Below are 22,366 nucleotides of genomic sequence, written 5' to 3'. Positions count from 1 at the left end.
AGCCTACTAGGGTGCAAGGCGTCGAGGAGTTCCGGGCCGAGGTCCGCGACTGGCTGGCCGAGAACCTGGTCGGCGAATTCGCTGCCCTCAAAGGCCTCGGCGGGCCCGGTCGCGAGCACGAGGCGTTCGAAGAGCGGCGCGCCTGGAACCAGCATCTCGCAAAGGCCGGTCTGACCTGCCTGGGCTGGCCGGTCGAGCATGGCGGCCGCGGCTTGTCGGTGGCGCATCGGGTGGCGTTCTACGAGGAATACGCGATCGCCAACGCACCGGCCAAGGTCAACCATTTCGGCGAGGAGCTGCTGGGGCCGACGCTGATTGCGTTCGGTACGCCCGAGCAACAGCAGCGATTCCTGCCGCGGATCCTCGACGTCACCGAACTGTGGTCGCAGGGCTATTCCGAGCCCGGCGCCGGCAGCGACCTGGCCAACGTGTCCACCACCGCGGTGCTGGACGGTGACCAGTGGGTGATCAACGGCCAGAAGGTGTGGACATCGCTGGCGCACTGGGCGCAGTGGTGCTTCGTGGTGGCGCGCACCGAGAAGGGCTCAAAGCGGCATGCCGGGTTGTCGTATCTGCTGGTGCCGCTGGATCAGCCCGGCGTCGACGTGCGCCCGATCGTCCAGCTGACCGGCGACTCGGAATTCAACGAGGTGTTCTTCGACGACGCCCGCACCGAAGCCGAACTTGTCGTGGGCCAGCCCGGAGACGGCTGGCGGGTCGCGATGGGAACACTGACCTTCGAGCGCGGGGTGTCGACGCTCGGTCAGCAGATCGTCTATGCTCGCGAACTCAGCGCGGTGGTTGACCTCGCGAAACAGACTGGCGCGGCCGATGATCCGCTGATCCGGGAACGGCTGACCCGGTCTTGGGCCGGCCTTCGGGCGATGCGCTCCTACGCGCTGGCGACAATGGACGTCGATGGAGGCGGCCGGGCCGCCGGAAAAGATAACGTGTCGAAGTTGTTGTGGGCCAACTGGCACCGCGAACTCGGTGAGATTGCGATGGAGGTACAGGGCAAGGCCGGTCTGGTCCTGCCGGGCGGCGATTTCGACGAGTGGCAGCGGCTCTACCTGTTCACCCGCGCGGACACCATCTACGGCGGATCCAACGAGATTCAGCGCAACATCATCGCCGAGCGCGTGCTCGGCCTACCCAGGGAGGCTCGATGACGTTAGCCGTTGCGCCGAAAGAAGTTGCCGGACACGGACTTCTGAAGGGCAAGGTCGTGGTTGTCACGGCCGCGGCGGGCACCGGCATCGGCTCGGCCACCGCACGGCGGGCCCTGGCCGAAGGTGCCGACGTCGTCGTCTCCGACCACCACGAACGCCGGCTCGGCGAGACCCGCGACGAGCTGACCGCGCTCGGTCTGGGCCGGGTGGAAAGCGTCGTCTGCGACGTCACCTCCACCGCGCAGGTCGACGCGCTGATCGCCTCCACTACCGCACGACTGGGCCGACTCGACGTGCTGGTGAACAACGCGGGCCTTGGCGGGCAGACCCCGGTGGTCGACATCACCGATGAAGAGTGGGACCGCGTTCTCAACGTCACGCTGACGTCGGTAATGCGTACCACCCGCGCGGCATTGCGCTACTTCCGCGACGCGGACCACGGCGGCGTCATCGTCAACAACGCCAGCGTGCTCGGCTGGCGCGCCCAGCACTCGCAGTCGCACTATGCGGCGGCCAAAGCGGGCGTGATGGCGCTGACCCGTTGCAGCGCAATCGAAGCCGTGGAATACGGGGTGCGGATCAACGCGGTGTCGCCGAGCATCGCCCGACACAAGTTCCTCGACAAGACCAGCTCGAGTGAACTGCTCGACCAGTTGTCCGCCGGGGAAGCGTTCGGCCGAGCCGCTGAGCCGTGGGAAGTGGCGGCGACCATCGCGTTTCTGGCCAGCGACTACTCCAGTTACCTGACTGGAGAAGTGATTTCGGTGTCGAGTCAGCACCCATGAGCGGACCTACGAACAGCCGTCGCGACGAGTTACTGGAACTCGCCGCGACGATGTTCGCCGAACGCGGTCTGCGCGCCACCACCGTGCGCGACATCGCAGACAGCGCGGGCATCTTGTCCGGCAGCCTGTATCACCACTTCTCGTCCAAAGAAGAGATGGTCGACGAGGTGCTGCGCAACTTCATGGACTGGCTGTTCGCCCGCTACCAGGAAATCGTTGACACCCAACCGAATCCGTTGGAACGGCTCAAGGGTCTGTTCATGGCCTCATTCGACGCCATCGAGCATCGACACGCCCAGGTCGTCATCTATCAGGACGAGGCCAAACGACTGCTGCCCCAGCCACGGTTCTCCTATCTCGAGGACCTCAACAAGCGGCAGCGCAAGATGTGGGTCGACCTGTTGCACCAGGGCATCGAGGAGGGTTATCTGCGGCCCGATCTCGACGTCGACTTGGTCTACCGATTCATCCGCGACACCACCTGGGTGTCGGTGCGCTGGTATCAGCCCGGCGGACCGCTCACCGCGCAGCAGGTGGGTCAGCAGTATCTCGCTATCGTCCTAGGTGGAATTACCAAAGAAGGAAGTGTTGAGCATGGCCCCAACTAATCAGGCTTATGTCATCGATGCCGTACGTACCGCGGTCGGTAAGCGCAACGGGTCGCTCGCGGGGGTGCATCCCGTCGACTTGGGCGCGCTCGGTTGGCGAGGGCTGCTCGACCGGGTCGACATCGACCCCGCCGCCGTCGATGACGTGATCGCCGGCTGCGTCGACGCGATCGGCGCGCAGGCCGGTAACATCGCCCGGCTCTCCTGGCTGGCCGCCGGCTATCCGGAAGAGGTCCCCGGCGTCACCGTCGATCGGCAGTGTGGATCAAGCCAGCAGGCGATTTCCTTTGGTGCGCAAGCGATCATGGCGGGCACCGCGGACGTGATCGTGGCCGGTGGCGTGCAGAACATGAGCCAGATCCCGATCTCGTCGGCGATGATCGTCGGCGAGCAGTTCGGGTTCACGTCGCCGACCAACGAGTCCAAGCAGTGGCTGCACCGCTACGGCGACCAGGAGATCTCGCAATTCCGCGGCTCGGAGTTGATCGCCGAGAAGTGGAACCTGTCTCGCGAGGAGATGGAGCAATACGCGCTGACGAGCCACGAGCGCGCCTTCGGCGCTATCCGCGGCGGCCACTTCGACAACGAAATCATCACCGTGGAAACCGAACACGGTGCGTTCCGTGTCGACGAGGGTCCGCGCGAATCGTCGCCGGAGAAGCTGGCCAGCCTCAAGCCGCTCGTCGAGGGGGGTCGGTTGACCGCCGCGATGGCCAGCCAGATCTCCGACGGAGCCAGCGCTGTGCTGCTGGCTTCCGAGCAGGCCGTCAAGGACCATAACCTGAAGCCGCGGGCGCGCATCCATCACATCAGCGCGCGCGCCGCCGACCCGGTGTTCATGCTCACCGGCCCGATACCGGCTACCCGCTACGCGCTGGAGAAGACCGGCCTGTCCATCGACGACATCGACACCGTCGAGATCAACGAGGCATTCGCGCCGGTCGTGTTGGCCTGGCTCAAGGAGATCAAGGCCGACCCGGAGAAGGTCAACCCCAACGGCGGTGCCATCGCGCTCGGCCACCCGTTAGGTGCAACGGGGGCAAAGCTTTTCACGACCATGCTCAACGAACTCGAGCGCACCGGCGGTCGCTATGGCCTGCAGACCATGTGCGAGGGCGGTGGCACCGCGAACGTCACGATCATCGAACGGTTGTAATCGCTGCTTGCGGCGAATGTGAATCCCACGTCGCGTTGGCGGCGTGTCGCGTCGTGACGTTCACACTCGCGGCAGTGTCGGTATCCGTTGGCAGCATTCGCGCATGACGGAAATTGAATGGCCATTTCTTGGTCAGGAAGTCTTGGCCGCCAAGGCGCTGCCGGAGCGGGCAATGCGCTCCCTGTACGACCCGATCTATCCGGGCGTCTACGTGCCCAGCGGCATCGTCCTGACGGCGAGTCAGCGTGCGGAGGCGGCGTGGCTCTGTCCCGACGGAGGGGAGTTGCAGCGGGTGTGTCGGCCGCTGCCCTACTGGGCGCTAAGTGGGTGGACGCAACGCTCGACGCAGAGTTGATTTACGACAACCGCCGTCCACCGGCCGGCATCAAAGTACACACCGAAATATTGCTGACTGGGGAGGTATCTGAGGCCGGCGGTATCGCGGTAACATCCGCGGCGCGAACAGCATTCGACATTGGCCGCCGCGCAAACAGTCGACTGGTGACAGTACAGTTGCTCGACGCGCTAGCGAACGCAACGGACGTCAAAGATGTCGACGTCGAGGCGGTGATCGCTCGACATCCCGGCGCGCGTGGCGTCACGCGGCTGCGGCGGATCCTGTCGTTGGTCGACGGCGGCGCCGAGTCACCGCAGGAGACGCGAACGCGCCTCGCACTGATCGGTGCGGGACTCCCAAGCCCGCAGACGCAGATTGTGGTGCGCGATGAATACGGTGAGTTTGTTGCGCGCCTCGACATGGGGGACGAGGACCTACGCGTCGGCATCGAGTACGACGGTCCTCAACACTGGACCAACGCACAACAACGCGACCGCGACATCGACAGGTATAGCGCACTGCTCGACCTGGGCTGGGTGATTGTCCGGGTAAGTAGCGAGTTGCTCAGGTACCGGCAGGGCACGCTAATAGCTCGCGTAGAAGCGGCAATGCGAGCCGCCGGGTGGCAACATGGCGCGCGTATGTGAACTAGACGACGCGTCACCGGCGTGTTGCGTCGTGAGATTCACAGTGGGGCAGGATCAGTCGATGTGGCCCGGTGGATCACCCATACCGGGTCCGATCGTGTCGCAGCTCTTCTCGGGTATCAGGAATGAGCTGGCGCCCTGATAGAACAGATGAGTCGTCATCACACAACGCTGCCAGGTGCCGTCAGGTTGCACGGGCCCGTCGCACTTGTTGATCACGCCGGGGGCAGGTATGCACCCGGCATTGGCCGGTGGCGCTCCGCCGACCAACCCCCCGGCCATTAGCAGGGCGGTCAGGCTTGCGAAGATGCAGCGCTTCATGGTTGCCTCCCGATCCAACCGTGACGCTACCGCTTGGTGACCTGTTCTTGCCGCGTTTCACATTCGGTGAATGACACCGGCGATGATGTCGTCGACCGTGCGATGAGCTAGTGCGTCGAGGTCACGGCGACTGGCGTGACGCAGCGGTCCGCGCAACGCAAGTTCGGCGAATCCGTGGACCGCCGACCAGCAGGGCCATTCGGCCCCGACGCGGCGATCGGGCGACAGTGTTCCAGCGTCCAGCATCGCGTCGAGGGCATCGACCAAGGCCAGATACGGTGGCGCGCTGGCTGTTTCCTCAGTCAGGGCGATGGGATCGGCGCTGAAGAAGGCCACCGTGAACCAGCCCGGTTCGTCGAGTGCGAATTTGATGTAGCCCAGGCCTACCGCGCGCAGACGGTCGGTGGCAGCCGAGTGGTGTTTGCGAGCCATTCGCGCTGCCATCCGGTGCTGAATCGCGATCGCCACCGCGCCGAGCAGTGCCTCGCGGTCGACGAAATGCCGGTACGCGGCGTTCGGCGAAACTCCCACTCGGCGAGTCGCTTCGCGAATCGTCAACGCCTCGGGGCCACCGGTCCGAGTGAGGTGCAGGCCGGCGTCGACCAACGCGGTCCGCAGATCGCCGTGGTGGTAACCGGTCTTCAACGTGGCCAACGCTTGACCCTTCTCGCCGCCAAAGTGTACGGTGTGAACATTATCATGTTGACGCCGTACACATAAGCCGGAGGGTTAGTTGTGAGCACAGCATTGCCGCCCGTCGTCGACCAGCTGACCTGGGAACGGGAGTTGGACGCGCTGCGCGTTCGGGAGAAGGCGGCCACCCGCGAGCTTGACGCGATCGCGGCACAGCGGCGACGGCTGCCGATGGTCGCGATGCCGGACTACACCCTGGAAGGTGAGGACGGGCCGGTGCGCCTGGTCGACATCTTCGACGGCAAGCCGCAGCTGATCGTCTACAACCACATGTGGTTTCCCGGCGAAGAGTGGCAGTGCCCGGGATGCACCGGGTTCACGTCTCAGTTCACCCGACTGGAGTTCCTGGACAACTACGACGCCCGGTTCGTGATCGTGACGCAGGGTCCGATCGAGGAGGCGCTGGCCTACAAGCAGCGGGTCGGTAATCAGATGACCTGGTACTCCACGGCCAACAGCCCCTTCGGAACCGACGTCGGTGCGCCGCCGGGAGGCGGATTCGGCGTCAATGTCTTTCTCCGCGACGGGGATAACGTCTACCGCACCTGGCACACCAACGGCCGTGGCACCGAGCAACTGAGCCACACGTTCCCGTTGATCGATCTGCTTCCGTACGGCCGTCAGGAGGAGTGGCAGGACTCCCCGGAGGGCTGGCCGCAGTCACCGACCTACAGCCGCTGGGGCGGCTCGCAAGAGATCGCAAAAGCCTACGGAAATTCTCAACCACAAGGAGCACGATGACCATCACGACGACGGGCCTGACGACGATGAGCCTGGTGTGTGTGCCGACCCTCGAGCAGGACAAGGCGGTCGAGTTCTACGAATCGCTCGGGTTCGAGAAGCGGACCGACACCCCGTTCCATGGCGGCCACCGCTGGATCGAGGTGTATCCACCCGAGGGCAACACCGGCATCGCGCTGGCGCCACCTCCGCCGGGTAGCGGGCCGATCGAGCCCGCCAACACCGGTATCACGCTGACCACCAACGACATCGACGCCACCCACGCGGCAATGAAGCAGCTCGGCGTCGACGTCGACGCGGACGTCGCGCGAATGGGCGAACCCGTTCCGCCGATGTTCTGGTTCCGCGACCCGACCGGGCACACGCTGTTGGTCGTGGAAGCCTAGCCAAAGCGATCCGCTAGTTACGGTTCGACGAACGCCGTCGCGGCCTGCAGGTGCTTGACGGCATCGGTGACGATCGCGTCGATCAGCTCCGCGCATGACGGCAGGTCTTCGACGATGCCGGCCACCTGGCCGGACGCCAGGACCCCGGCGTCGGTATTGCCTTCGACCAGACCGGCTTTGAGCAACATCGGGGTATTGGCCGCCATCACGACCTGCGACCAGGTCAGGTCTTTGCCGTGCCGCATGGCCAGCCCGTCGCGGATCATCGACGCCCAGGTCATCTGCGACATCTTCTTGAACTTCGCGGCGTTGCCGATCGCGGCAGTGAAACCCCGTGCCCGCGAGCCGCTTTCCAGCTTCTCGACCAGGCCGGTGCGCAGCACGCGGTGCGGCATACCGTCCACCCGCGTGGTGACGACGGTTCCGTCGAGCGCCGACTGCAAGTAGCGCTGCTTGACCGCGTCGGGCACGGTGGAGTCCGAGGTCAGCAGGAAGCGGGTGCCCATGGCCACCCCGGCCGCGCCGTACGACAACGCCGCGGCGAGCCCGCGGCCGTCGAAAAAGCCGCCGGCGGCGATCACCGGAATGCTCACCGCGTCGAGCACCGAGGGCAACAGCAGCGTGGTGGCGATCGGACCGGTGTGTCCGCCTCCCTCACCGCCCTGGACGATCACCGCGTCGGCACCCCAGGAGGCCACCTTGCGGGCGTGCTTGGCCAGGCCGACCGACGGAATCACCACGGAGCCAGCCTCTTTGAGCTTGCTGATCAATTCCGGCTTGGGCGCCAACGCGAACGAGGCGACCTTGACGCCCTCGCGGATCATCAGGTCCACCCGGTCGCCGGCATCGCCGGCGTCGGCGCGGATGTTGACCCCGAACGGCTTGTCCGTGGCGGCCTTGACCTTGCCGATCGCGACCGCCAACTCGTCGAGCGTCATGGTGGCCGAGGCCAGGATGCCCAGCCCGCCCGCGTTGGACGTCGCCGCGACCAGGCGCGCACCGGCCACCCAGCCCATGCCGGTTTGCACCACTGGGTGCTCGATGCCGATCAGCTCGGTCAGCGGAGTCCGCAGCTTCATGACCTGATTTCCCTGTCCCGCAATGCCTTCGGGTCGATGGCCTCGCGGATGAGCCGCAGCTCGTCGTCGGTCGGCAGCCGGGACTCGTCGGCGTCGTCGAGACCGTGGATCTCGAACGACGTATTCTCCCGGACCTCGTCGGCGGTGACGCCGGGGTGCAGCGACAGCGCGCGCATCGTGCGGTCTGGGCCGCCGAAGTCGAACACGCCGAGGTTGGACACCACGCGGTAGGTGTTGGCGAACCGGAATGCCGGGTTGGTGCTGTCGACGTTGTCCCAGCCGATGCCACACACCACGTCGACTGCGTCGCAGAATACTCGCTTGGAGTGGTTCCCCACCCAGTAGCTGGTCGCGTGGTTGATGGCGTTGCCCGGTGCGCCGCGGACGCCGAACATCTGCCTCTTGGGCTGCTGCAACGGCCCGAACGCGGAGATGTTCTGATTGCCGTGGCGGTCAACCTGATTGGCGCCCATCACCACATGCCGCCGACCCCAGGCCAGCGTCTCGAACACGCGGCCGAACGGCATCCAGCCTTCGACCGGGCCGGTCTTGCCCAGCGACGGCGTGTCGGCGAGCAACTGCGCCTCGCCATCGGTCAGCAAAATGTCGGGGGAGAAGGTCAGCCGGGCCAGTCGCGCTCCCACCGACGCCATGTTCGTCATCGGGCTGACCATGATCTCGCCGGCGTCGCGGAACAGGTCGGCACACGCGACCGCGCACACTTCGGCACGAGTGCTCACTGTGACGCCTCCTCAGCGAATTTGCGCACGGCCGCTTGGTATTCGGCCTCACCGCCGGACAGGTAGGTCTGCACGAACGCCTGCCAACCCTCGTCGGTGCTGGCGGCCTCGGCGTAGTGCCGCTGGAACTTCTCGTCGCGGCCGTAGTCCGGTGCCGCAGTGGTGAAGTGAGAGCCGCCGGGTGCCTCGACCACTCCGTCGACCATCATCCGGTTGACCAACAATGCCTGTGGTGGAACGGCTTTGACCAATTCGTCGGTGGACACGATCCGCTCCACCGACAGGTAGCGTCGTTCGGCGGCCATCAGGAACAGATCGTCGAAGTACGGGTCGATGCCGGTGTAGGCGGCATTGCCCCGTTGGTCGCCCAGGTTGAGATGTACGAACGCGGCGTCGAGGTTGAGCGCCGGCATCGCGAGCAGAGTCTCGTGTCCACCGCCGGGTGCCGGGTAGGGGCTGGTGACCGTCTTCAGCTCACCCTCCCAGAAATCCAGCACCGAGCTGCCAAGCCCAGCGCGAATTGGCAAGAACGGCAACCGTTGTGCGGCGGCCTGCAGACCGCACCGCAGCATGCCTTCGTCCATCTCGCGAGCCTCGATCGCGCCGTTGCTGCGGACTTTGGCGAACCAGGGGTCGTAGAACGGCGGCGAGTCCAGCGAGACGAAACCGTAGTAGGCCCGCTTGACCTTGCCCGCCGAGCAGAGCAGCCCGAGGTCCGGTCCGCCGTAGGTCACCACGGTCAGATCCTTGGCGTTCGTGCGCAATAGGGCCCGGATGAACGCCATCGGCTTGCGCCGCGAGCCCCAGCCGCCGATCCCGATGGTCATGCCGCTGCGCACCTGCGCGACGGCGTCGTCCAGAGAAATGACCTTGTTGCTCACTTCTTGCCCTTGTCCGTTCCGGCGAACGCGTCGCGGTGCTCGTCAGCCACCCCAGCGAGGTTGAGTTCGAAGGTAAAGCCTTGCTCCATGCGGTAACTGGAGTTGACCCGCTGTACGTCGATCAGGTTCAGCGCTTCCTTGGCCGCGCGAATCACCCGGGTGTCCTTGGCGGCGATGTCGCGGGCGACCCGCAGCGCGGCCTCGTCAAGCTCGTCGCGGGGCACCACCTCGTGCACCGAGCCGAAGTGGTGCAGGGTAGCGGCGTCGACGGTGGCCGCGGTGAAGAACAGCCGCCGCATCATGTGCTGCGGCACCAGGCGCGAGAGATGGGTCGCCGCGCCCAGCGCGCCGCGCTCGACCTCGGGCAGACCGAACGTCGCGTCGTCGGAAGCCACGATCACGTCGGCGTTGCCGACCAATCCGATGCCGCCTCCGACGCAGAAGCCGTTGACCGCGGCGATCACCGGAACCGCGCACTCGTAGACCGCGCGGAAGGCGGCGAAACAGCCCCGGTTGGCGTCGATCAGCGCGGTGAAGCCCTCGGTGCGCTGCATCTCTTTGATGTCCACTCCGGCGTTGAAGCCGCGGCCCTCGGCGCGCAGGATTACCGCGTGGGTCGTCGGGTCATCGCCGGCGGCGGTCAGAACCTCGCCGAGCTCGAACCACCCGCGTGACGGGATGGCGTTGACGGGAGGGAAGTCCACGGTGACCGCGACTATCCCCGGTTCGACGGTGCGTGACGTGATTGTCATCGAGATCCTCGACCACTTCCTTTGGGGGCGACGGGGGACGATTTACCTAAGCAAGCACTTGCTTGGTACGCTAGCACAGTGACTCACGCCGACGGAGGCCCCGCATTCAGCTTCGGGCTCACCGGCCGGGTCGTGCTGGTGACCGGCGGCGTTCGAGGGGTAGGCGCCGGAATCAGCAGCGTTTTCGCCGAGCAAGGTGCCACCGTCGTCACCTGTGCCCGGCGTGAGGTCGACGGCCTGCCCTACGAATTCCACCCTTGCGACATCCGCGACGACGACGCGGTCAAGGCGATGGTCGACGCCATCGTCGACAAGCACGGCCGCCTCGACTCGGTAGTCAACAACGCCGGCGGTTCGCCGTTCGTCTTGACCGCGGAGTCCAGCGCGAAATTCAACCGCAAGATCATCGAACTCAACCTGCTCGGTGCGCTGTCGGTTTCTCAGCACGCCAACGACGTCATGCAGAACCAGTCGAGCGGCGGGTCGATCGTCAACATCTGCAGCCTCAGCGGCCGACGCCCGTCACCGGGCACCGGCGCCTACGGCGCGGCCAAGGCCGGCCTGGAAAGCCTGACCCAGACACTCGCGGTCGAGTGGGGCCCGAAGGTCCGGGTGAACGCCTGCGTCGTCGGGATGGTCGAGACCGAGCAGTCGGAACTGTTCTACGGCGACGCCGACTCGATCGCCGCGATCTCGAAGAACGTCCCCCTCGGCCGGCTGGCGACGCCCGTCGATGTCGGCTGGGCCGCAGCGTTTCTCACCTCGGACGCGGCGTCGTATATCAGCGGCGCCTCGCTCGAGGTGCACGGCGGCGGCGAGCCGCCGCACTATCTGGCCACTACCAACGCGACCTCGGTCAAGTAAGGAGTCACGAGCATGGGATTAGTCGACGGCCGCGTCGTCATCGTCACCGGAGCGGGGGGCGGCATCGGCCGTGCTCACGCCTTGGCTTTCGCGGCCGAGGGCGCCCGCGTCGTGGTCAACGACATCGGCGTCGGGCTGGACGGCTCGCCGGCCGGCGGCGGCAGCGCTGCGCAGAGCGTCGTCGACGAAATCACCGCTGCCGGAGGCGAAGCCGTCGCCAACGGCTCCAACATCGCCGACTGGAATCAAGCCGCGGCTCTGATCCAGACCGCGGTCGACACCTTCGGTGGTCTCGATGTCCTGGTGAACAACGCCGGCATCGTGCGCGACCGGATGATGGCCAACACCAGCGAGGAAGAGTTCGACGCGGTCATCGCGGTGCACCTGAAGGGTCACTTCGGTGCCATGCGACATGCCGCCTCGTACTGGCGCGGGCTGAGCAAAGAAGGAAAAGCCCCCGAAGAGATTGACGCGCGGATCATTAACACCAGCTCCGGCGCGGGTCTGCAGGGCAGCGTCGGTCAGGGCAACTACAGTGCGGCCAAGGCGGGCATCGCGGCGATGACGCTGGTCGGTGCCGCCGAGATGGGCCGCTACGGCGTCACGGTCAACGCGATCGCGCCATCGGCCCGCACCCGAATGACCGAGACGGTGTTCGCTGACATGATGTCCACCCAGGACGACGACTTCGACGCGATGGCACCGGAGAACATCTCACCGTTGGTGGTGTGGTTGGGCAGCAACGAATCTCGCGACGTCACCGGTCAGGTTTTCGAGGTCGAGGGTGGCAAGATCCGTGTCGCCGAGGGTTGGGCGCACGGGCCGCAGATCGACAAGGGTGCCCGCTGGGATCCCGCGGAGTTGGGACCGGTGGTCGCCGACCTGCTGGCCAAGTCGCGGAAGCCGGTTCCGGTATACGGGGCCTGATCTCGGATCGAATGCACTTCGACTGGGAGTCCTTGACCGACAGCGTGCTTCGCTGCCGTCTGCCGTTCCTCGATGTGACGGTCGGCCTAGTGCAGGGCAGTGCAGGCGCGCTGCTCGTGGACACCGGCACGACGCTCACGGAAGCGAAGGCGCTCCGTGACGATGTGCGCGAGATCGCCGGCCGCGACGTGACCCACGTGATGTTGACTCACAAGCACTTCGACCACGTCCTGGGTTCGGGATTGTTCTCCGATGCCGAAAGATACTGTGCGCCAGAGGTGATGGACTGCCTCACGGCCGACACCGACCAACTTCGGGACGACGCGTTGAGTTATGGGGCCAACGAAGCGGAGGTCTACTGTGCGATCGCCGCGCTGCAGGCGCCTCAGCACGCCGTGGACGACGCGGTGATCGATCTCGGCAACCGCCAGGTGACCATCGCCCGGCCCGGACGGGGTCATACCGACGCCGACCTCATCGTGCTGGTGCCAGGGGTGAAAGGTGAACGGGCCGTCGTCTTTACCGGCGATCTTCTCGAAGAGTCCGGCGACCCGGCGATCGATGCCGACTCCGATGTCGCGGCCTGGCCGCACACCCTCGACATCCTGCTGGCGATCGGCGGGCCAGAAGCCATCTACGTACCCGGGCACGGCAGCGTCGTCAGCGCGGAATTCATCCGCCGACAACAGGATTGGCTTAAAGCGAACCACCCAGCGCCGTGACGATCTGATCGAACACCTCGACCGGGAATTGACTCAGCGCCGTGTCGACTTGGGTGAGGCCGGTCTGAATCGCGCTATCGATTGTCGCGGTGTTGCCGGTGAGCAGCGCCTCGTAGATGTCGTAGCCGGCGAACTGTGGTGCCTCGATCAGGTTGCGGAAGTCGACGAAAAGCTCTGTGCCCAAACCGGGATCGGCCGGCACGGCCACGCCGTCGTAGCTGACCAGCGTCCAGTCTCCGGGTTGGCCTTCGATGACGACCTGGCCGGTGTTGGGCAGAAAGCCGCCGGTCGTTGCGATTTCGTGCAGCAGGACCGAGAAGTCCGGGTTGTTGACGTTCATCATGGTCCAGACGGCGATCGAGCCTGCGCTGGAGAACGCGACGTCCGCCGGCGTACCGCTGGCTACCGTCCCGGTGTTGTCGTAGATCGTCTGCACGGCGTCGCCGAAGGTTTGGTCAAACAACACGCCGTTGAAGCTGGGGTCGCCGAGGTCGGGCATCAAGGGGAACCCCATCACCCAGGAGAGAGGGCCCACTAGGTACAGGAGTCCTTCGAGGCTGTTGGTCGGGCTGCCCTCGAGAGCGCCGGCCGGAATCTCGTTGAGCCCGGGCAGGATATCGATGGCGAGGTGGTCGCCGTGTTGAGCGAGGAGGTCGGCCAATGGCGCCGCGGTCTCTTGGGCCCTGGTCTCCTGAGACGCGGCGAGTTCGGCGATGTTGTTGCCGTACTCGTCGTAGATCGCATTGGCAACGGTATTCGCTTGCTCGATCCCGACCGAATCGAGCGGCGTCCCAGGAGGGTTGGTGTCGATGATGCCCGCGGCGTTGTCGATCGACTCCGCGTGCCGGACGAAGTCGATGATGACCGTCCCGTCGTCGGCCCAGGCCAGGGCAGAGGCCATGGCCATCAGACCGGTCGACAGCAGGCCGACGACGAACACACGCACGAACCGGTTGCTCCCCACGCGGGCAATCTATCCGAACGATCTCGCGATTTAGGCTAAAACACGACTCTGGTTAAGCCGGTTCACAGACCACCAACGGGATCTTTCGGTCGGTGGCGTCGCGGTATCCGCGATACGGCGGATACATCTCGATCAGCCGCGGCCAGTAGTGCGCGCGCTCCGCGTCGGTGGCGTCGCGGGTCGACATCAGTCGCCGTTCGTCGCGGATCTGTACCTCGATGACGGGGTTGGTTTTGAGGTTCAGGTACCAGGTCGGGTTGTGGGCCCGGCCTCCGAAAGACGCTGGGAGGATCACCCGGTCGCCGTCGCGCAGATACAACGTCGGTGTGGTGCGTGGCTTACCCGATTTCCGTCCGACCGTGGTCAGCAGGGCCGCGGGGAACCACAGCAACCGCGCGCCGAGCCGGCCGTTCGTTCCCCGGTACACCCAAATATGAGCGCGGGCAAAGTATTTCAGTACATGAGCGAGAAAGCGTGAGTTGCGGAATCCCTGCGACACGCTTTCGAGGTTACGGGTCGCAGATCACGATCGGGATGACCCGGTCGGTCCAGGACTGGTAGTCGTCGAACGAGGAGTACATCGCGACGAGTTGCGGCCAGTACTGTGCGCGCTCGGCCTCGGTGGCGTCCCGGGCAGTGAGTTGCAGGACCTCTTTTTTGATCTGCACCGTCACCTTTGGGTTGGCCTTGAGGTTGAGGTACCACATCGGGTTGTTGGCGCGCCCGCCCTGCGAGGCCACCAGCACCACCCGGTCGCCGTCGCGCAGGAACAGCAGCGGGCTGACTCGCGGCTCCCCGCTCTTACGGCCGATCGTGGTCAGCAACGCCACCGGGGCGCCTTGCAGGAACGTTCCGCCCACCCTGCCGCCGGATACCTTGTAGGCCCAGGTATTGATCCGCGACATCCATTTGATGGCGACGCCGGTGCCGGCGGAGTTGAGCGCGCGCGGCGGATTGGCCATCGAGGTGCTCCTTATCGGACGTGCTGAATGAACGGGCGCATCTGCGCGTTGATGTGCCGGATCTTGCCATCCACGATCAGGAACGTCTCGTCGACGTGCGAGCACACTCGCCGTCCGGCGAGTGACGGCTTGGTGATGACGTCGAATTGGGCCCGCACGCGGTCGCCGTCGACCTCGAACTTCGGCGGCGTGCACTCCTTGATGACCCGGAATTGTGGACCGCGATTCAGGCTGCGCCGCAGGTGGCTTCCGGAGAAGCCGGTCTTGAGGCCCATCTCGATCCGGACGCAGTCCGGCGCGAACGGGACGTCGTCGGCGCGGTGGTTGGCCAGTGCGTCGATGTAGGACTGGGCCGCCGCGATGCGCTCCTCGTCAGACACCGCTAGATGCGCTCGATGATGGTGCCGGTCGACAGCGCACCACCGGCGCACATGGTGATCAACGCGGTCGTCTGGTCGGTGCGCTCCAGCTCGTGCAGCGCGGTGGTGATCAGCCGGCTGCCGGTGCTGCCCACTGGGTGACCCAACGCGATCGCGCCGCCGTTGACGTTGACCTTGTCCATGTCGGGGTTGTGCACCCGCGCCCACGACAGCACGACGGACGCGAAGGCCTCGTTGATCTCGGTGATGTCGATGTCGCCCATCTTCATCCCGGCCTTCTCGAGCACCTTCGCCGTCGATTGCACCGGGCCGTCCAGGTGGTAGTAGGGCTCCGCGCCGACCAGCGCCTGGCTGACGATGCGGGCGCGCGGCTTGAGGCCCAACGCCTTGGCCTTGTCTTCATCCATCCACAGCACGGCGGCCGCGCCGTCGGAGATTTGCGACGAGGTGCCCGCGGTGTGGATGCCGCCATCGATGACCGGCTTCAGCGAGGCCAGCCCCTCCAGCGTCGTGTCACGCAGACCCTGGTCCTTGGTGACGATGTGCCGCTCGCTGGTCGGCTGCTTGTTCTCGTCGAGCACCGGCGCCTGGATGCCGCTGATCTCCCGGTCGAAGCGGCCCTCGGCCCACGCCTGCTTGGCTTTGCGCTGCGAGTCGAAGCCGAACTGGTCGATCTCCTCGCGAGTGATGCCACGGCGCTTGGCAATCCGCTCGGCGGCGGTGAACTGGTCGGGCAGGTCGATGTCCCACGACGCGGGCCGCAGGATGCCGCGGTCCGGGCCGGCGTTGGCGCCCAGACCAACGCGGCTCATCGCCTCGATGCCGCACGCGATGCCGACGTCGATGGCGCCCGCCGCGATCAGCCCGGCGATCAGTCCGTTGGCCTGCTGGCCGCTGCCGCACTGGCAGTCGACCGTCATCGCGCCGACGTGCTCGGGCAGACCGGCGACCAGCCAGCTGACACGGGTGATGTTGTTTGACTGCTCGCCGTACTGTGTGACACAGCCGCCGATCACCTGTTCGACGTCGCCCGGGTCGATACCGGCCTTCTCCACGAGCGCCTTCTGCGTGGCGCCCAACAGCTCGGTGGCGTGCAGTCCTGACAACCATCCGGCGCGCTTGCCGATCGGGCTGCGCGTGGCTTCAACAATTACCGGGTTACCCATGAGGTCAGGCTAGAACACGTTTCATTACCCTGACAAGCGACGATGCGTGCGCACCTTTTGGTCTGCGGCGAGAGCATGTTTTACTGGCACTAGAACACGTTGTAGTTCAGGAGAATCTCTTATGGCACCGCTCAACATTCCGGCCGACTTCGACTTCCTCGATCCGGACATCAACCTGGCCGGACTTCCGGTGGACGAACTCGCCGAACTTCGCAAGTCGGAGCCGATCCATTGGGTCGACGTGCCCGAGGGCTGCGGCGGCTTCGAGGACCACGGCTACTGGCTCGTCACCAAGCATGCCGACGTCAAGGAAGTCTCGCGCCGCAGCGACGTCTTCTCCAGCTGGCAGAACGGCGCGATCCCGGTCTGGCCACCGGAGATGAAGCGTGAGCAGGTGGAGTTGCAGCGCAGCGTCATGCTCAACATGGACGCTCCGCATCACACCCGGCTGCGCAAGATCATTTCCCGTGGCTTCACTCCGCGCGCCATCGGCCGACTGGAGGAAGAACTCGCCCAGCGTGCGCAGAACATCGCCAAGTCCGCGGCGGCTGCCGGCGGCGGTGACTTCGTCGAACAGGTGTCATGTGAGCTTCCGCTGCAGGCCATTGCCGGTCTGCTGGGTGTGCCGCAGGACGACCGCGACAAGCTGTTCCGTTGGTCGAACGAGATGACCGGTGGCACCGACCCCGAGTACGCCGACGTCGACCCGGCGCAGTCGTCGATGGAACTGATCATGTACGCGATGACGATGGCCGCCGAGCGTAACGAGAACCCGACCGACGACATCGTCACCACCTTGATCCAGGCCGACATCGACGGCGAGAAGCTCTCCGACGACGAGTTCGGTTTCTTCGTGGTGATGCTCGCGGTAGCCGGCAACGAGACCACCCGTAACTCGATCACCCACGGGATGATCGCGTTCGCGGACAACCCCGACCAGTGGGAGCTGTTCAAGAAGGAGCGCCCGGCGACCGCCGCCGACGAGATCGTCCGGTGGGCCACGCCGGTGTCGGCCTTCCAGCGCACCGCCAACGAAGACCTCGAGTTGGGCGGCGTCTCGATCAAGAAGGGTCAGCGGTTGGTGATGTCCTACCGTTCGGCCAACTTCGACGACGAGGTCTTCGACGACCCGCACACCTTCAACATCCTGCGCGACCCGAACCCGCACGTGGGGTTCGGAGGCACCGGTGCGCACTACTGCATCGGCGCAAACCTGGCCCGGATGACGATCAACCTGATCTTCAACGCGGTCGCCGACCACATGCCAGACCTCAAGCCGATCGGCGAGCCCGAGCGGCTGCGGTCGGGCTGGCTCAACGGCATCAAGCACTGGCAGGTCGACTACTCCGGCAAGAGCGCGGTCGCGAACTGATGGATTTCGCGCCAGATCCCGAGCAGCAAGCGGTCGCCGATGTCGTCACATCGGTGCTCGACCGGGATAACTCGTGGGAGGCGCTGGTCTCGGGCGGCGTGACTGCGTTGGCCGTACCCGAGCGGATTGGCGGTGACGGCGTCGGCCTGCCGGAGGTGACCACGGCACTGACCGAGATCGGTCGACACGGCCTGATTAGTCCCGCGCTGTCCGCGCTCGGTTTAGGCACGATTGCGTTGCTGGACTTGGCTTCTGATGCACAACAAGACCGCTACCTGGCCGGCGTCGCCAAGGGCTCGGTGCTCACCGCAGCGCTCAACGAGCCCGGTACCGCGCTGCCGGACCGGCCGGGGACGGCCTTCGCAAACGGTCGGCTGTCGGGCACCAAAGTCGGTGTCGGGTATGCCGAAGCCGCCGAGTGGATGCTCGTCACCGCCGACAATGCGGTGGTCGTCGTCTCGCCCAAGGCGGACGGGGTGCAGATCTCGAAGACGCCGACGTCCAGCGGGGCCGACGAATACGTGGTCACGTTCTCCGACGTCGTGGTGGCCGATGACGATGTGCTTGCCGGCGCGACGGCGCCGCGCGTGAATCAGCTGGCGCTGGCGGCGATCGGCTCGTACACCTCTGGTCTGGTCGCCGGGGCATTGCGGCTGACCGCCGACTACGTGGCCAACCGGCAACAGTTCGGCAAGCCACTGTCGACCTTCCAGACCGTCGCGGCTCAACTCGCTGAGGTCTACATCGCTTCGCGGACCATCGATTTGGTGTCGACCTCGGTGATCTGGCGTCTGAGCGATGGTCGAGACGCTGACAACGATCTGGATGTGCTCGGCTACTGGATCACCTCGCAGGCGCCGCGGGTGATGCAGATCTGCCACCATCTGCACGGCGGGATGGGCATGGACATCACCTATCCGATGCACCGCTATTACTCGATGATCAAGGACCTGACCCGACTGCTGGGCGGGCCGTCGCATCGTCTCGACCTGGTGGGAGCGCAATGTTCATCGACCTGACACCGGAGCAGCGCCAGCTTCAAGCCGAACTGCGACAGTACTTTTCGAACCTGATCTCGCCCGACGAGATGAAGGCGATGGAAAAGGACCGCCACAACGAGGCTTACCGTGCGGTGATCCGGCGGATGGGCCAGGACGGCAAGCTTGGCGTCGGATGGCCAAAAGAGTTCGGTGGCTTGGGTTTCGGACCGGTCGAGCAGTCGATTTTCGTCAACGAGGCGCACCGCGCCGACGTGCCGCTGCCAGCGGTGACGCTGCAGACGGTCGGTCCGGTGTTGCAGCAGTTCGGCACCGATGCGCAGAAGAAGAAGTTCCTCCCGGCGATCCTGGCCGGCGAGGTGCACTTCGCGATCGGCTACACCGAGCCAGAGGCCGGCACCGATCTCGCGTCGCTGCGCACCACTGCGGTCCGGCACGGCGACGAGTACATCGTCAACGGCCAGAAGATCTTCACCACCGGTGCTCACGACGCCGACTACATCTGGCTGGCCTGCCGCACCGACCCGGAAGCGGTGAAGCACAAGGGCATTTCGATCCTGATCGTCGACACCAAGGATCCCGGTTACTCGTGGACGCCGATCATCTTGTCCGACGGCGCGCACCACACCAACGCCACCTACTACAACGACGTCCGGGTTCCCGCCGACATGCTGGTCGGTGAGGAGAACGGCGGTTGGCGGCTGATCACCACCCAGCTCAACAACGAGCGGGTGATGCTCGGGCCGGCCGGCCGCACCGCGAGCATCTACGACCGGCTGCACGACTGGGCATCCAAGCCGGGCGGCGACGGGGTCACCCCCATCGACCACCACGACGTCAAGCGCGCGCTCGGCGAGATCTACTCGATGTGGCGAGTCAACGAACTGCTCAACTGGCAGGTGGCCGCCGCCGGTGAAGACATCAACGTGGCCGACGCGGCGTCGACGAAAGTCTTTGGTACCGAAAGCATTCAGTACATCGGTCGGCTTGCCGAGGAGATCGTCGGCAAATACGGCAACCCCGCTGAGTCGGCGACGGCCGAGCTGTTGGACTGGCTCGACTCGCAGACCAAACGCAACCTGGTGATCACCTTCGGTGGAGGCGTGAACGAAGTGATGCGAGAGATGATCGCGGCGTCCGGCCTCAAAGTGCCGAGGGTGCCCAGATGACGGACATTCACGAGGCGCTCGAGAAGATCAAGGCGGCCGGCGGCCCGAAGCCGCGTAAGGGTCGCGACCCGGTGAACCAGCCGATGGTCAACAGCTGGGTCGAAGCGATCGGCGACACCAACCCGATCTACCGGGACGAGGCCGCGGCCCGCGCCAACGGTCACTCTGGAATTGTCGCGCCCCCGGCCATGATTCAGGTGTGGACCATGTTCGGCCTAGGCGGCGAACGCCCGAGCGACGACCCCATGGGCCCGATCATGAAGCTGTTCGACACAGAAGGCTACATCGGTGTGGTCGCGACCAACTGCGAGCAGACCTACCACCGGTACCTGCACCCCGGTGAGGAAGTCACGATTCACTCGGAGATGGGCGACGTCGTGGGGCCCAAGCAGACCGGGCTCGGTGAGGGCTGGTTTATCAACCAGCACATCATCTGGAAGGTCGGTGACGAGAACATCGCCGAAATGAACTGGCGGATACTGAAATTCAAGCCTGCCGCTGGGGCGTCGACGTCGTCGGTGCCCGAGGATCTCGACGCCGATTCGATGATGCGCCCGTCGGAGTCCAAGGACACCAAGTTCTTCTGGGACGGCGTCAAGGCTCACGAGCTGCGGATCCAGACGCGTCCCGACGGCAGTCTGCAACACCCGCCGGTGCCGGCCATCTGGCTGGACAAAGACAAGCCGACCGATTACGTGGTGGCCAGCGGCAAGGGCACGGTGTTCAGCTTCGTCGTGCACCATGCGCCGAAGGTGCCCGGCCGCACCCTTCCGTTCGTCATCGCGCTCGTGGAACTGCAGGAGGGTGTTCGGATGCTGGGCGAGCTGCGCAACGTCGACCCCGGCGCTGTGGAGGTTGGAATGCCGGTTCAGGCAACGTATATCGACTTCCCGGCCAATGACGTCGGGCCGGCGTGGACGCTGTACGCCTGGGAGCCCAGCGCATGAGCGCCCCGACGGTTGAGGTCGGCACGAAACTGCCGGAGCTGGCGCTGTACGGCGACCCCACGTTCATCATCTCGACGGCGATCGCCACCCGCGACTACCAGGACGTGCACCACGACCGGGACAAGGCGCAGGCCAAGGGCTCCAAGGACATCTTCGTCAACATCCTCACCGACACCGGTCTGGTGCAGCGCTACATCACCGACTGGGCGGGCCCGTCGGCGCGCATCAAGTCGATCGGGTTGCGCCTCGGCGTGCCCTGGTACGCCTACGACACGGTGACATTCAAGGGTGAGGTGACCGCAGTCGACGACGGGTTGATCACGTTGAAAATCGTTGGCAGCAACAGCCTTGGCGATCACGTTATCGCCAACGCCACCTTGACCATCGGAGGCGCGTGATGTTGTCCGGTAAGGCCGCGATCGCGGGGATCGGCGCCACCGACTTCTCCAAGAACTCCGGCCGCAGCGAACTTCGGTTGGCCGCCGAGGCGGTCTTGGACGCACTCGACGACGCGGGCCTGACGCCCGGTGATGTCGACGGCATGGTCACGTTCACGATGGACTCCAACACCGAGGTGGCCATCGCACGGGCGACCGGCATCGGGGATCTGACGTTCTTCTCCAAGATTCACCACGGCGGCGGCGCGGCCTGCGCGACTGTCCAGCAGGCGGCGATCGCTGTCGCGACCGGTGTGGCGGATTGCGTTGTGGCATACCGGGCTTTCAACGAGCGCTCGGGCCAGAGGTTCGGTCAGGTGCAGCTTCGACTGGTGGAGAATGCCGACTCGACCGGCGTGGACAACTCCTTCTCCTACCCGCACGGGTTGTCGACGCCCGCGGCTCAGGTCGCGATGATCGCGAAGCGTTACATGCATCTGTCGGGTGCGACAAGCCGCGACTTCGGTGCGATCTCGGTGGCCGACCGCAAGCATGCCGCCAAGAACCCCAAGGCGTACTTCTACGAGAAGCCGATAACCATTGAGGACCACCAGAATTCGCGGTGGATCGCCGAGCCCCTGCGGCTGCTGGACTGCTGCCAGGAGACCGACGGCGCGGTGGCGCTCGTCATCGTCTCAGCAGAACGGGCGAAGGACCTCAAGCACCGGCCGGCCGTTATCGAGGCCGCGGCGCAGGGCGCCAGCCCTAATCAGTACTCGATGGTCAGCTATTACCGGCCGGAGCTCGACGGCCTGCCTGAGATGGGGCTCGTCGGTAAGCAGTTGTGGTCGCAGTCGGGTCTCAAGCCGACCGACATCCAGACCGCGATCCTTTACGACCACTTCACGCCGTTCACCCTGATTCAGTTGGAAGAGTTGGGATTCTGCGGTTGGGGCGAGGCCAAGGACTTCATCGCCGACGGCGCGATTGAAATCGGTGGCCGGCTGCCGATCAACACCCATGGCGGCCAGCTCGGTGAGGCCTACATTCACGGCATGAACGGCATCGCCGAGGGCGTTCGCCAGCTGCGGGGTACGTCGGTGAACCCGGTGCCCGACGTCGAGCACGTGCTGGTGACCGCCGGCACCGGTGTGCCGACCTCCGGCCTGATCCTCGGCTAGCTGTCTCTCGCGTCGCCGAGCGTGTGTGCGGCTAGCCGCACA

Annotated in this window: 26 protein-coding genes and 1 pseudogene; 16 read left to right on the top strand and 11 right to left on the bottom strand. The window is 65.4% G+C overall.

Features of this window, described 5'->3' with window-relative positions:
- Positions 1-11: 11 nt before the first annotated feature.
- From ipdE1 to A5658_RS08265, 5 genes and pseudogenes are all read left to right on the top strand, one after another.
- The gene (ipdE1, locus tag A5658_RS08285; protein WP_067333007.1) at positions 12-1,169 is read left to right on the top strand and encodes an acyl-CoA dehydrogenase IpdE1; all 1,158 of its coding nucleotides are present in this window, start codon (positions 12-14) and stop codon (positions 1,167-1,169) included.
- Positions 1,166-1,954, top strand: coding sequence for a (5R,7aS)-5-hydroxy-7a-methyl-1-oxo-2,3,5,6,7,7a-hexahydro-1H-indene-carboxyl-CoA reductase (gene ipdF / locus A5658_RS08280; RefSeq protein WP_067333006.1), 789 nt, complete (start codon positions 1,166-1,168; stop codon positions 1,952-1,954). The genes ipdE1 and ipdF overlap by 4 nt, the downstream gene beginning before the upstream one ends.
- Positions 1,951-2,562 (top strand): TetR family transcriptional regulator KstR2, encoded by a 612-nt coding sequence (gene kstR2, locus A5658_RS08275; protein WP_067333005.1) that lies wholly within the window; start codon positions 1,951-1,953, stop codon positions 2,560-2,562. Before ipdF ends, kstR2 begins: the two co-directional genes overlap by 4 nt.
- Positions 2,549-3,718: a steroid 3-ketoacyl-CoA thiolase FadA6 gene (gene fadA6, locus A5658_RS08270; RefSeq protein ID WP_067333004.1), complete on the top strand. Its 1,170-nt coding sequence runs from the start codon at positions 2,549-2,551 to the stop codon at positions 3,716-3,718. Before kstR2 ends, fadA6 begins: the two co-directional genes overlap by 14 nt.
- Positions 3,719-3,821: 103 nt before the next feature.
- A pseudogene (locus tag A5658_RS08265) lies at positions 3,822-4,702 on the top strand (hypothetical protein).
- A 54-nt stretch (positions 4,703-4,756) separates the two neighbouring features.
- Here the strand turns inward: A5658_RS08265 and A5658_RS08260 are convergent.
- Together A5658_RS08260 and A5658_RS08255 are read right to left on the bottom strand one after the other, a co-directional pair.
- Positions 4,757-5,023, bottom strand: coding sequence for a hypothetical protein (locus A5658_RS08260; protein ID WP_067333003.1), 267 nt, complete (start codon positions 5,021-5,023; stop codon positions 4,757-4,759).
- 57 nt (positions 5,024-5,080) lie between these two features.
- Positions 5,081-5,677, bottom strand: coding sequence for a TetR/AcrR family transcriptional regulator (locus A5658_RS08255; RefSeq protein ID WP_067333002.1), 597 nt, complete (start codon positions 5,675-5,677; stop codon positions 5,081-5,083).
- A gap of 81 nt (positions 5,678-5,758) precedes the next feature.
- Between A5658_RS08255 and A5658_RS08250 the strand changes: the two genes are divergently transcribed.
- Entirely contained in the window at positions 5,759-6,457 is a 699-nt protein-coding gene (locus A5658_RS08250) for a DUF899 family protein (protein ID WP_197503078.1), read from the top strand.
- Positions 6,454-6,843, top strand: a complete 390-nt coding sequence (locus A5658_RS08245) for a VOC family protein (RefSeq protein WP_082993027.1) — start codon at positions 6,454-6,456, stop codon at positions 6,841-6,843. Before A5658_RS08250 ends, A5658_RS08245 begins: the two co-directional genes overlap by 4 nt.
- A gap of 17 nt (positions 6,844-6,860) precedes the next feature.
- Here the strand turns inward: A5658_RS08245 and ipdC are convergent, their stop codons facing one another.
- From ipdC to echA20, 4 genes are read right to left on the bottom strand one after another with little or no spacing between them, the layout of a single operon-like run.
- On the bottom strand, positions 6,861-7,922 hold the full coding sequence (ipdC, locus tag A5658_RS08240; RefSeq protein ID WP_067333001.1) for a (3aS,4S,5R,7aS)-5-hydroxy-7a-methyl-1-oxo-octahydro-1H-indene-4-carboxyl-CoA dehydrogenase: 1,062 nt from the start codon (positions 7,920-7,922) through the stop codon (positions 6,861-6,863).
- Positions 7,919-8,662 carry a cholesterol ring-cleaving hydrolase subunit IpdB gene (ipdB, locus tag A5658_RS08235; protein WP_067333000.1) on the bottom strand — a complete coding sequence of 248 codons (744 nt, stop codon included), beginning with the start codon at positions 8,660-8,662 and terminating at the stop codon, positions 7,919-7,921. Before ipdB ends, ipdC begins: the two co-directional genes overlap by 4 nt.
- Positions 8,659-9,543, bottom strand: coding sequence for a cholesterol ring-cleaving hydrolase subunit IpdA (gene ipdA / locus A5658_RS08230; RefSeq protein ID WP_067332999.1), 885 nt, complete (start codon positions 9,541-9,543; stop codon positions 8,659-8,661). The genes ipdB and ipdA overlap by 4 nt, the downstream gene beginning before the upstream one ends.
- Positions 9,540-10,295: a (7aS)-7a-methyl-1,5-dioxo-2,3,5,6,7,7a-hexahydro-1H-indene-carboxyl-CoA hydrolase gene (gene echA20, locus A5658_RS08225; RefSeq protein WP_067332998.1), complete on the bottom strand. Its 756-nt coding sequence runs from the start codon at positions 10,293-10,295 to the stop codon at positions 9,540-9,542. Before echA20 ends, ipdA begins: the two co-directional genes overlap by 4 nt.
- 78 nt (positions 10,296-10,373) lie before the next feature.
- Here echA20 and A5658_RS08220 point away from each other — a divergent pair, with 78 nt between their 5' ends.
- From A5658_RS08220 to A5658_RS08210, 3 genes are read left to right on the top strand one after another with little or no spacing between them, the layout of a single operon-like run.
- Positions 10,374-11,159, top strand: a complete 786-nt coding sequence (locus tag A5658_RS08220; RefSeq protein ID WP_067332997.1) for an SDR family oxidoreductase — start codon at positions 10,374-10,376, stop codon at positions 11,157-11,159.
- Positions 11,160-11,171: 12 nt separating this feature from the next.
- Positions 11,172-12,086: an SDR family oxidoreductase gene (locus A5658_RS08215; protein WP_067332996.1), complete on the top strand. Its 915-nt coding sequence runs from the start codon at positions 11,172-11,174 to the stop codon at positions 12,084-12,086.
- An 11-nt stretch (positions 12,087-12,097) separates the two neighbouring features.
- Positions 12,098-12,808 (top strand): MBL fold metallo-hydrolase, encoded by a 711-nt coding sequence (locus tag A5658_RS08210; protein ID WP_067332995.1) that lies wholly within the window; start codon positions 12,098-12,100, stop codon positions 12,806-12,808.
- Here the strand turns inward: A5658_RS08210 and A5658_RS08205 are convergent.
- Genes A5658_RS08205 through A5658_RS08185 form a run of 5 tightly spaced genes read right to left on the bottom strand, consistent with a single transcriptional unit; the run spans position 12,783 to position 16,280 of the window.
- The gene (locus tag A5658_RS08205; RefSeq protein WP_067332993.1) at positions 12,783-13,772 is read right to left on the bottom strand and encodes a histidine phosphatase family protein; all 990 of its coding nucleotides are present in this window, start codon (positions 13,770-13,772) and stop codon (positions 12,783-12,785) included. The genes A5658_RS08210 and A5658_RS08205 overlap by 26 nt on opposite strands.
- A 52-nt stretch (positions 13,773-13,824) precedes the next feature.
- Positions 13,825-14,271: a nitroreductase family deazaflavin-dependent oxidoreductase gene (locus tag A5658_RS08200; RefSeq protein WP_067332991.1), complete on the bottom strand. Its 447-nt coding sequence runs from the start codon at positions 14,269-14,271 to the stop codon at positions 13,825-13,827.
- 10 nt (positions 14,272-14,281) lie between these two features.
- Positions 14,282-14,734 (bottom strand): nitroreductase family deazaflavin-dependent oxidoreductase, encoded by a 453-nt coding sequence (locus tag A5658_RS08195; protein ID WP_067332989.1) that lies wholly within the window; start codon positions 14,732-14,734, stop codon positions 14,282-14,284.
- An 11-nt stretch (positions 14,735-14,745) separates the two neighbouring features.
- A complete protein-coding gene (locus A5658_RS08190; RefSeq protein WP_067332987.1) occupies positions 14,746-15,114 on the bottom strand; it encodes a nuclear transport factor 2 family protein in 369 nt (122 codons plus the stop codon).
- 2 nt (positions 15,115-15,116) lie between these two features.
- On the bottom strand, positions 15,117-16,280 hold the full coding sequence (locus A5658_RS08185) for a steroid 3-ketoacyl-CoA thiolase (RefSeq protein WP_067332985.1): 1,164 nt from the start codon (positions 16,278-16,280) through the stop codon (positions 15,117-15,119).
- A gap of 121 nt (positions 16,281-16,401) precedes the next feature.
- Between A5658_RS08185 and A5658_RS08180 the strand changes: the two genes are divergently transcribed.
- The 6 genes from A5658_RS08180 to A5658_RS08155 are packed head-to-tail and all read left to right on the top strand — an operon-like array spanning position 16,402 to position 22,324.
- Positions 16,402-17,652, top strand: coding sequence for a cytochrome P450 (locus A5658_RS08180; protein ID WP_067332984.1), 1,251 nt, complete (start codon positions 16,402-16,404; stop codon positions 17,650-17,652).
- On the top strand, positions 17,652-18,671 hold the full coding sequence (locus A5658_RS08175) for an acyl-CoA dehydrogenase family protein (RefSeq protein ID WP_067332983.1): 1,020 nt from the start codon (positions 17,652-17,654) through the stop codon (positions 18,669-18,671). Before A5658_RS08180 ends, A5658_RS08175 begins: the two co-directional genes overlap by 1 nt.
- Complete coding sequence (fadE29, locus tag A5658_RS08170; protein WP_067332981.1) at positions 18,656-19,819, top strand: acyl-CoA dehydrogenase FadE29; 1,164 nt, start codon at positions 18,656-18,658, stop codon at positions 19,817-19,819. Before A5658_RS08175 ends, fadE29 begins: the two co-directional genes overlap by 16 nt.
- Positions 19,816-20,766, top strand: a complete 951-nt coding sequence (locus tag A5658_RS08165; RefSeq protein ID WP_067332979.1) for a bifunctional MaoC family dehydratase N-terminal/OB-fold nucleic acid binding domain-containing protein — start codon at positions 19,816-19,818, stop codon at positions 20,764-20,766. Before fadE29 ends, A5658_RS08165 begins: the two co-directional genes overlap by 4 nt.
- Positions 20,763-21,164 carry a MaoC family dehydratase gene (locus A5658_RS08160; protein WP_067333028.1) on the top strand — a complete coding sequence of 134 codons (402 nt, stop codon included), beginning with the start codon at positions 20,763-20,765 and terminating at the stop codon, positions 21,162-21,164. The genes A5658_RS08165 and A5658_RS08160 overlap by 4 nt, the downstream gene beginning before the upstream one ends.
- A complete protein-coding gene (locus A5658_RS08155; RefSeq protein WP_067332977.1) occupies positions 21,164-22,324 on the top strand; it encodes a lipid-transfer protein in 1,161 nt (386 codons plus the stop codon). The genes A5658_RS08160 and A5658_RS08155 overlap by 1 nt, the downstream gene beginning before the upstream one ends.
- Positions 22,325-22,366 lie beyond the last annotated feature (42 nt).

It is taken from the genome of Mycobacterium sp. 1245111.1 (assembly GCF_001673405.1).
Taxonomy (GTDB): domain Bacteria; phylum Actinomycetota; class Actinomycetes; order Mycobacteriales; family Mycobacteriaceae; genus Mycobacterium.
The sequence above is the reverse complement of the archived record's forward strand: the minus strand, read 5'-3'. Positions and strand labels throughout refer to the sequence as shown.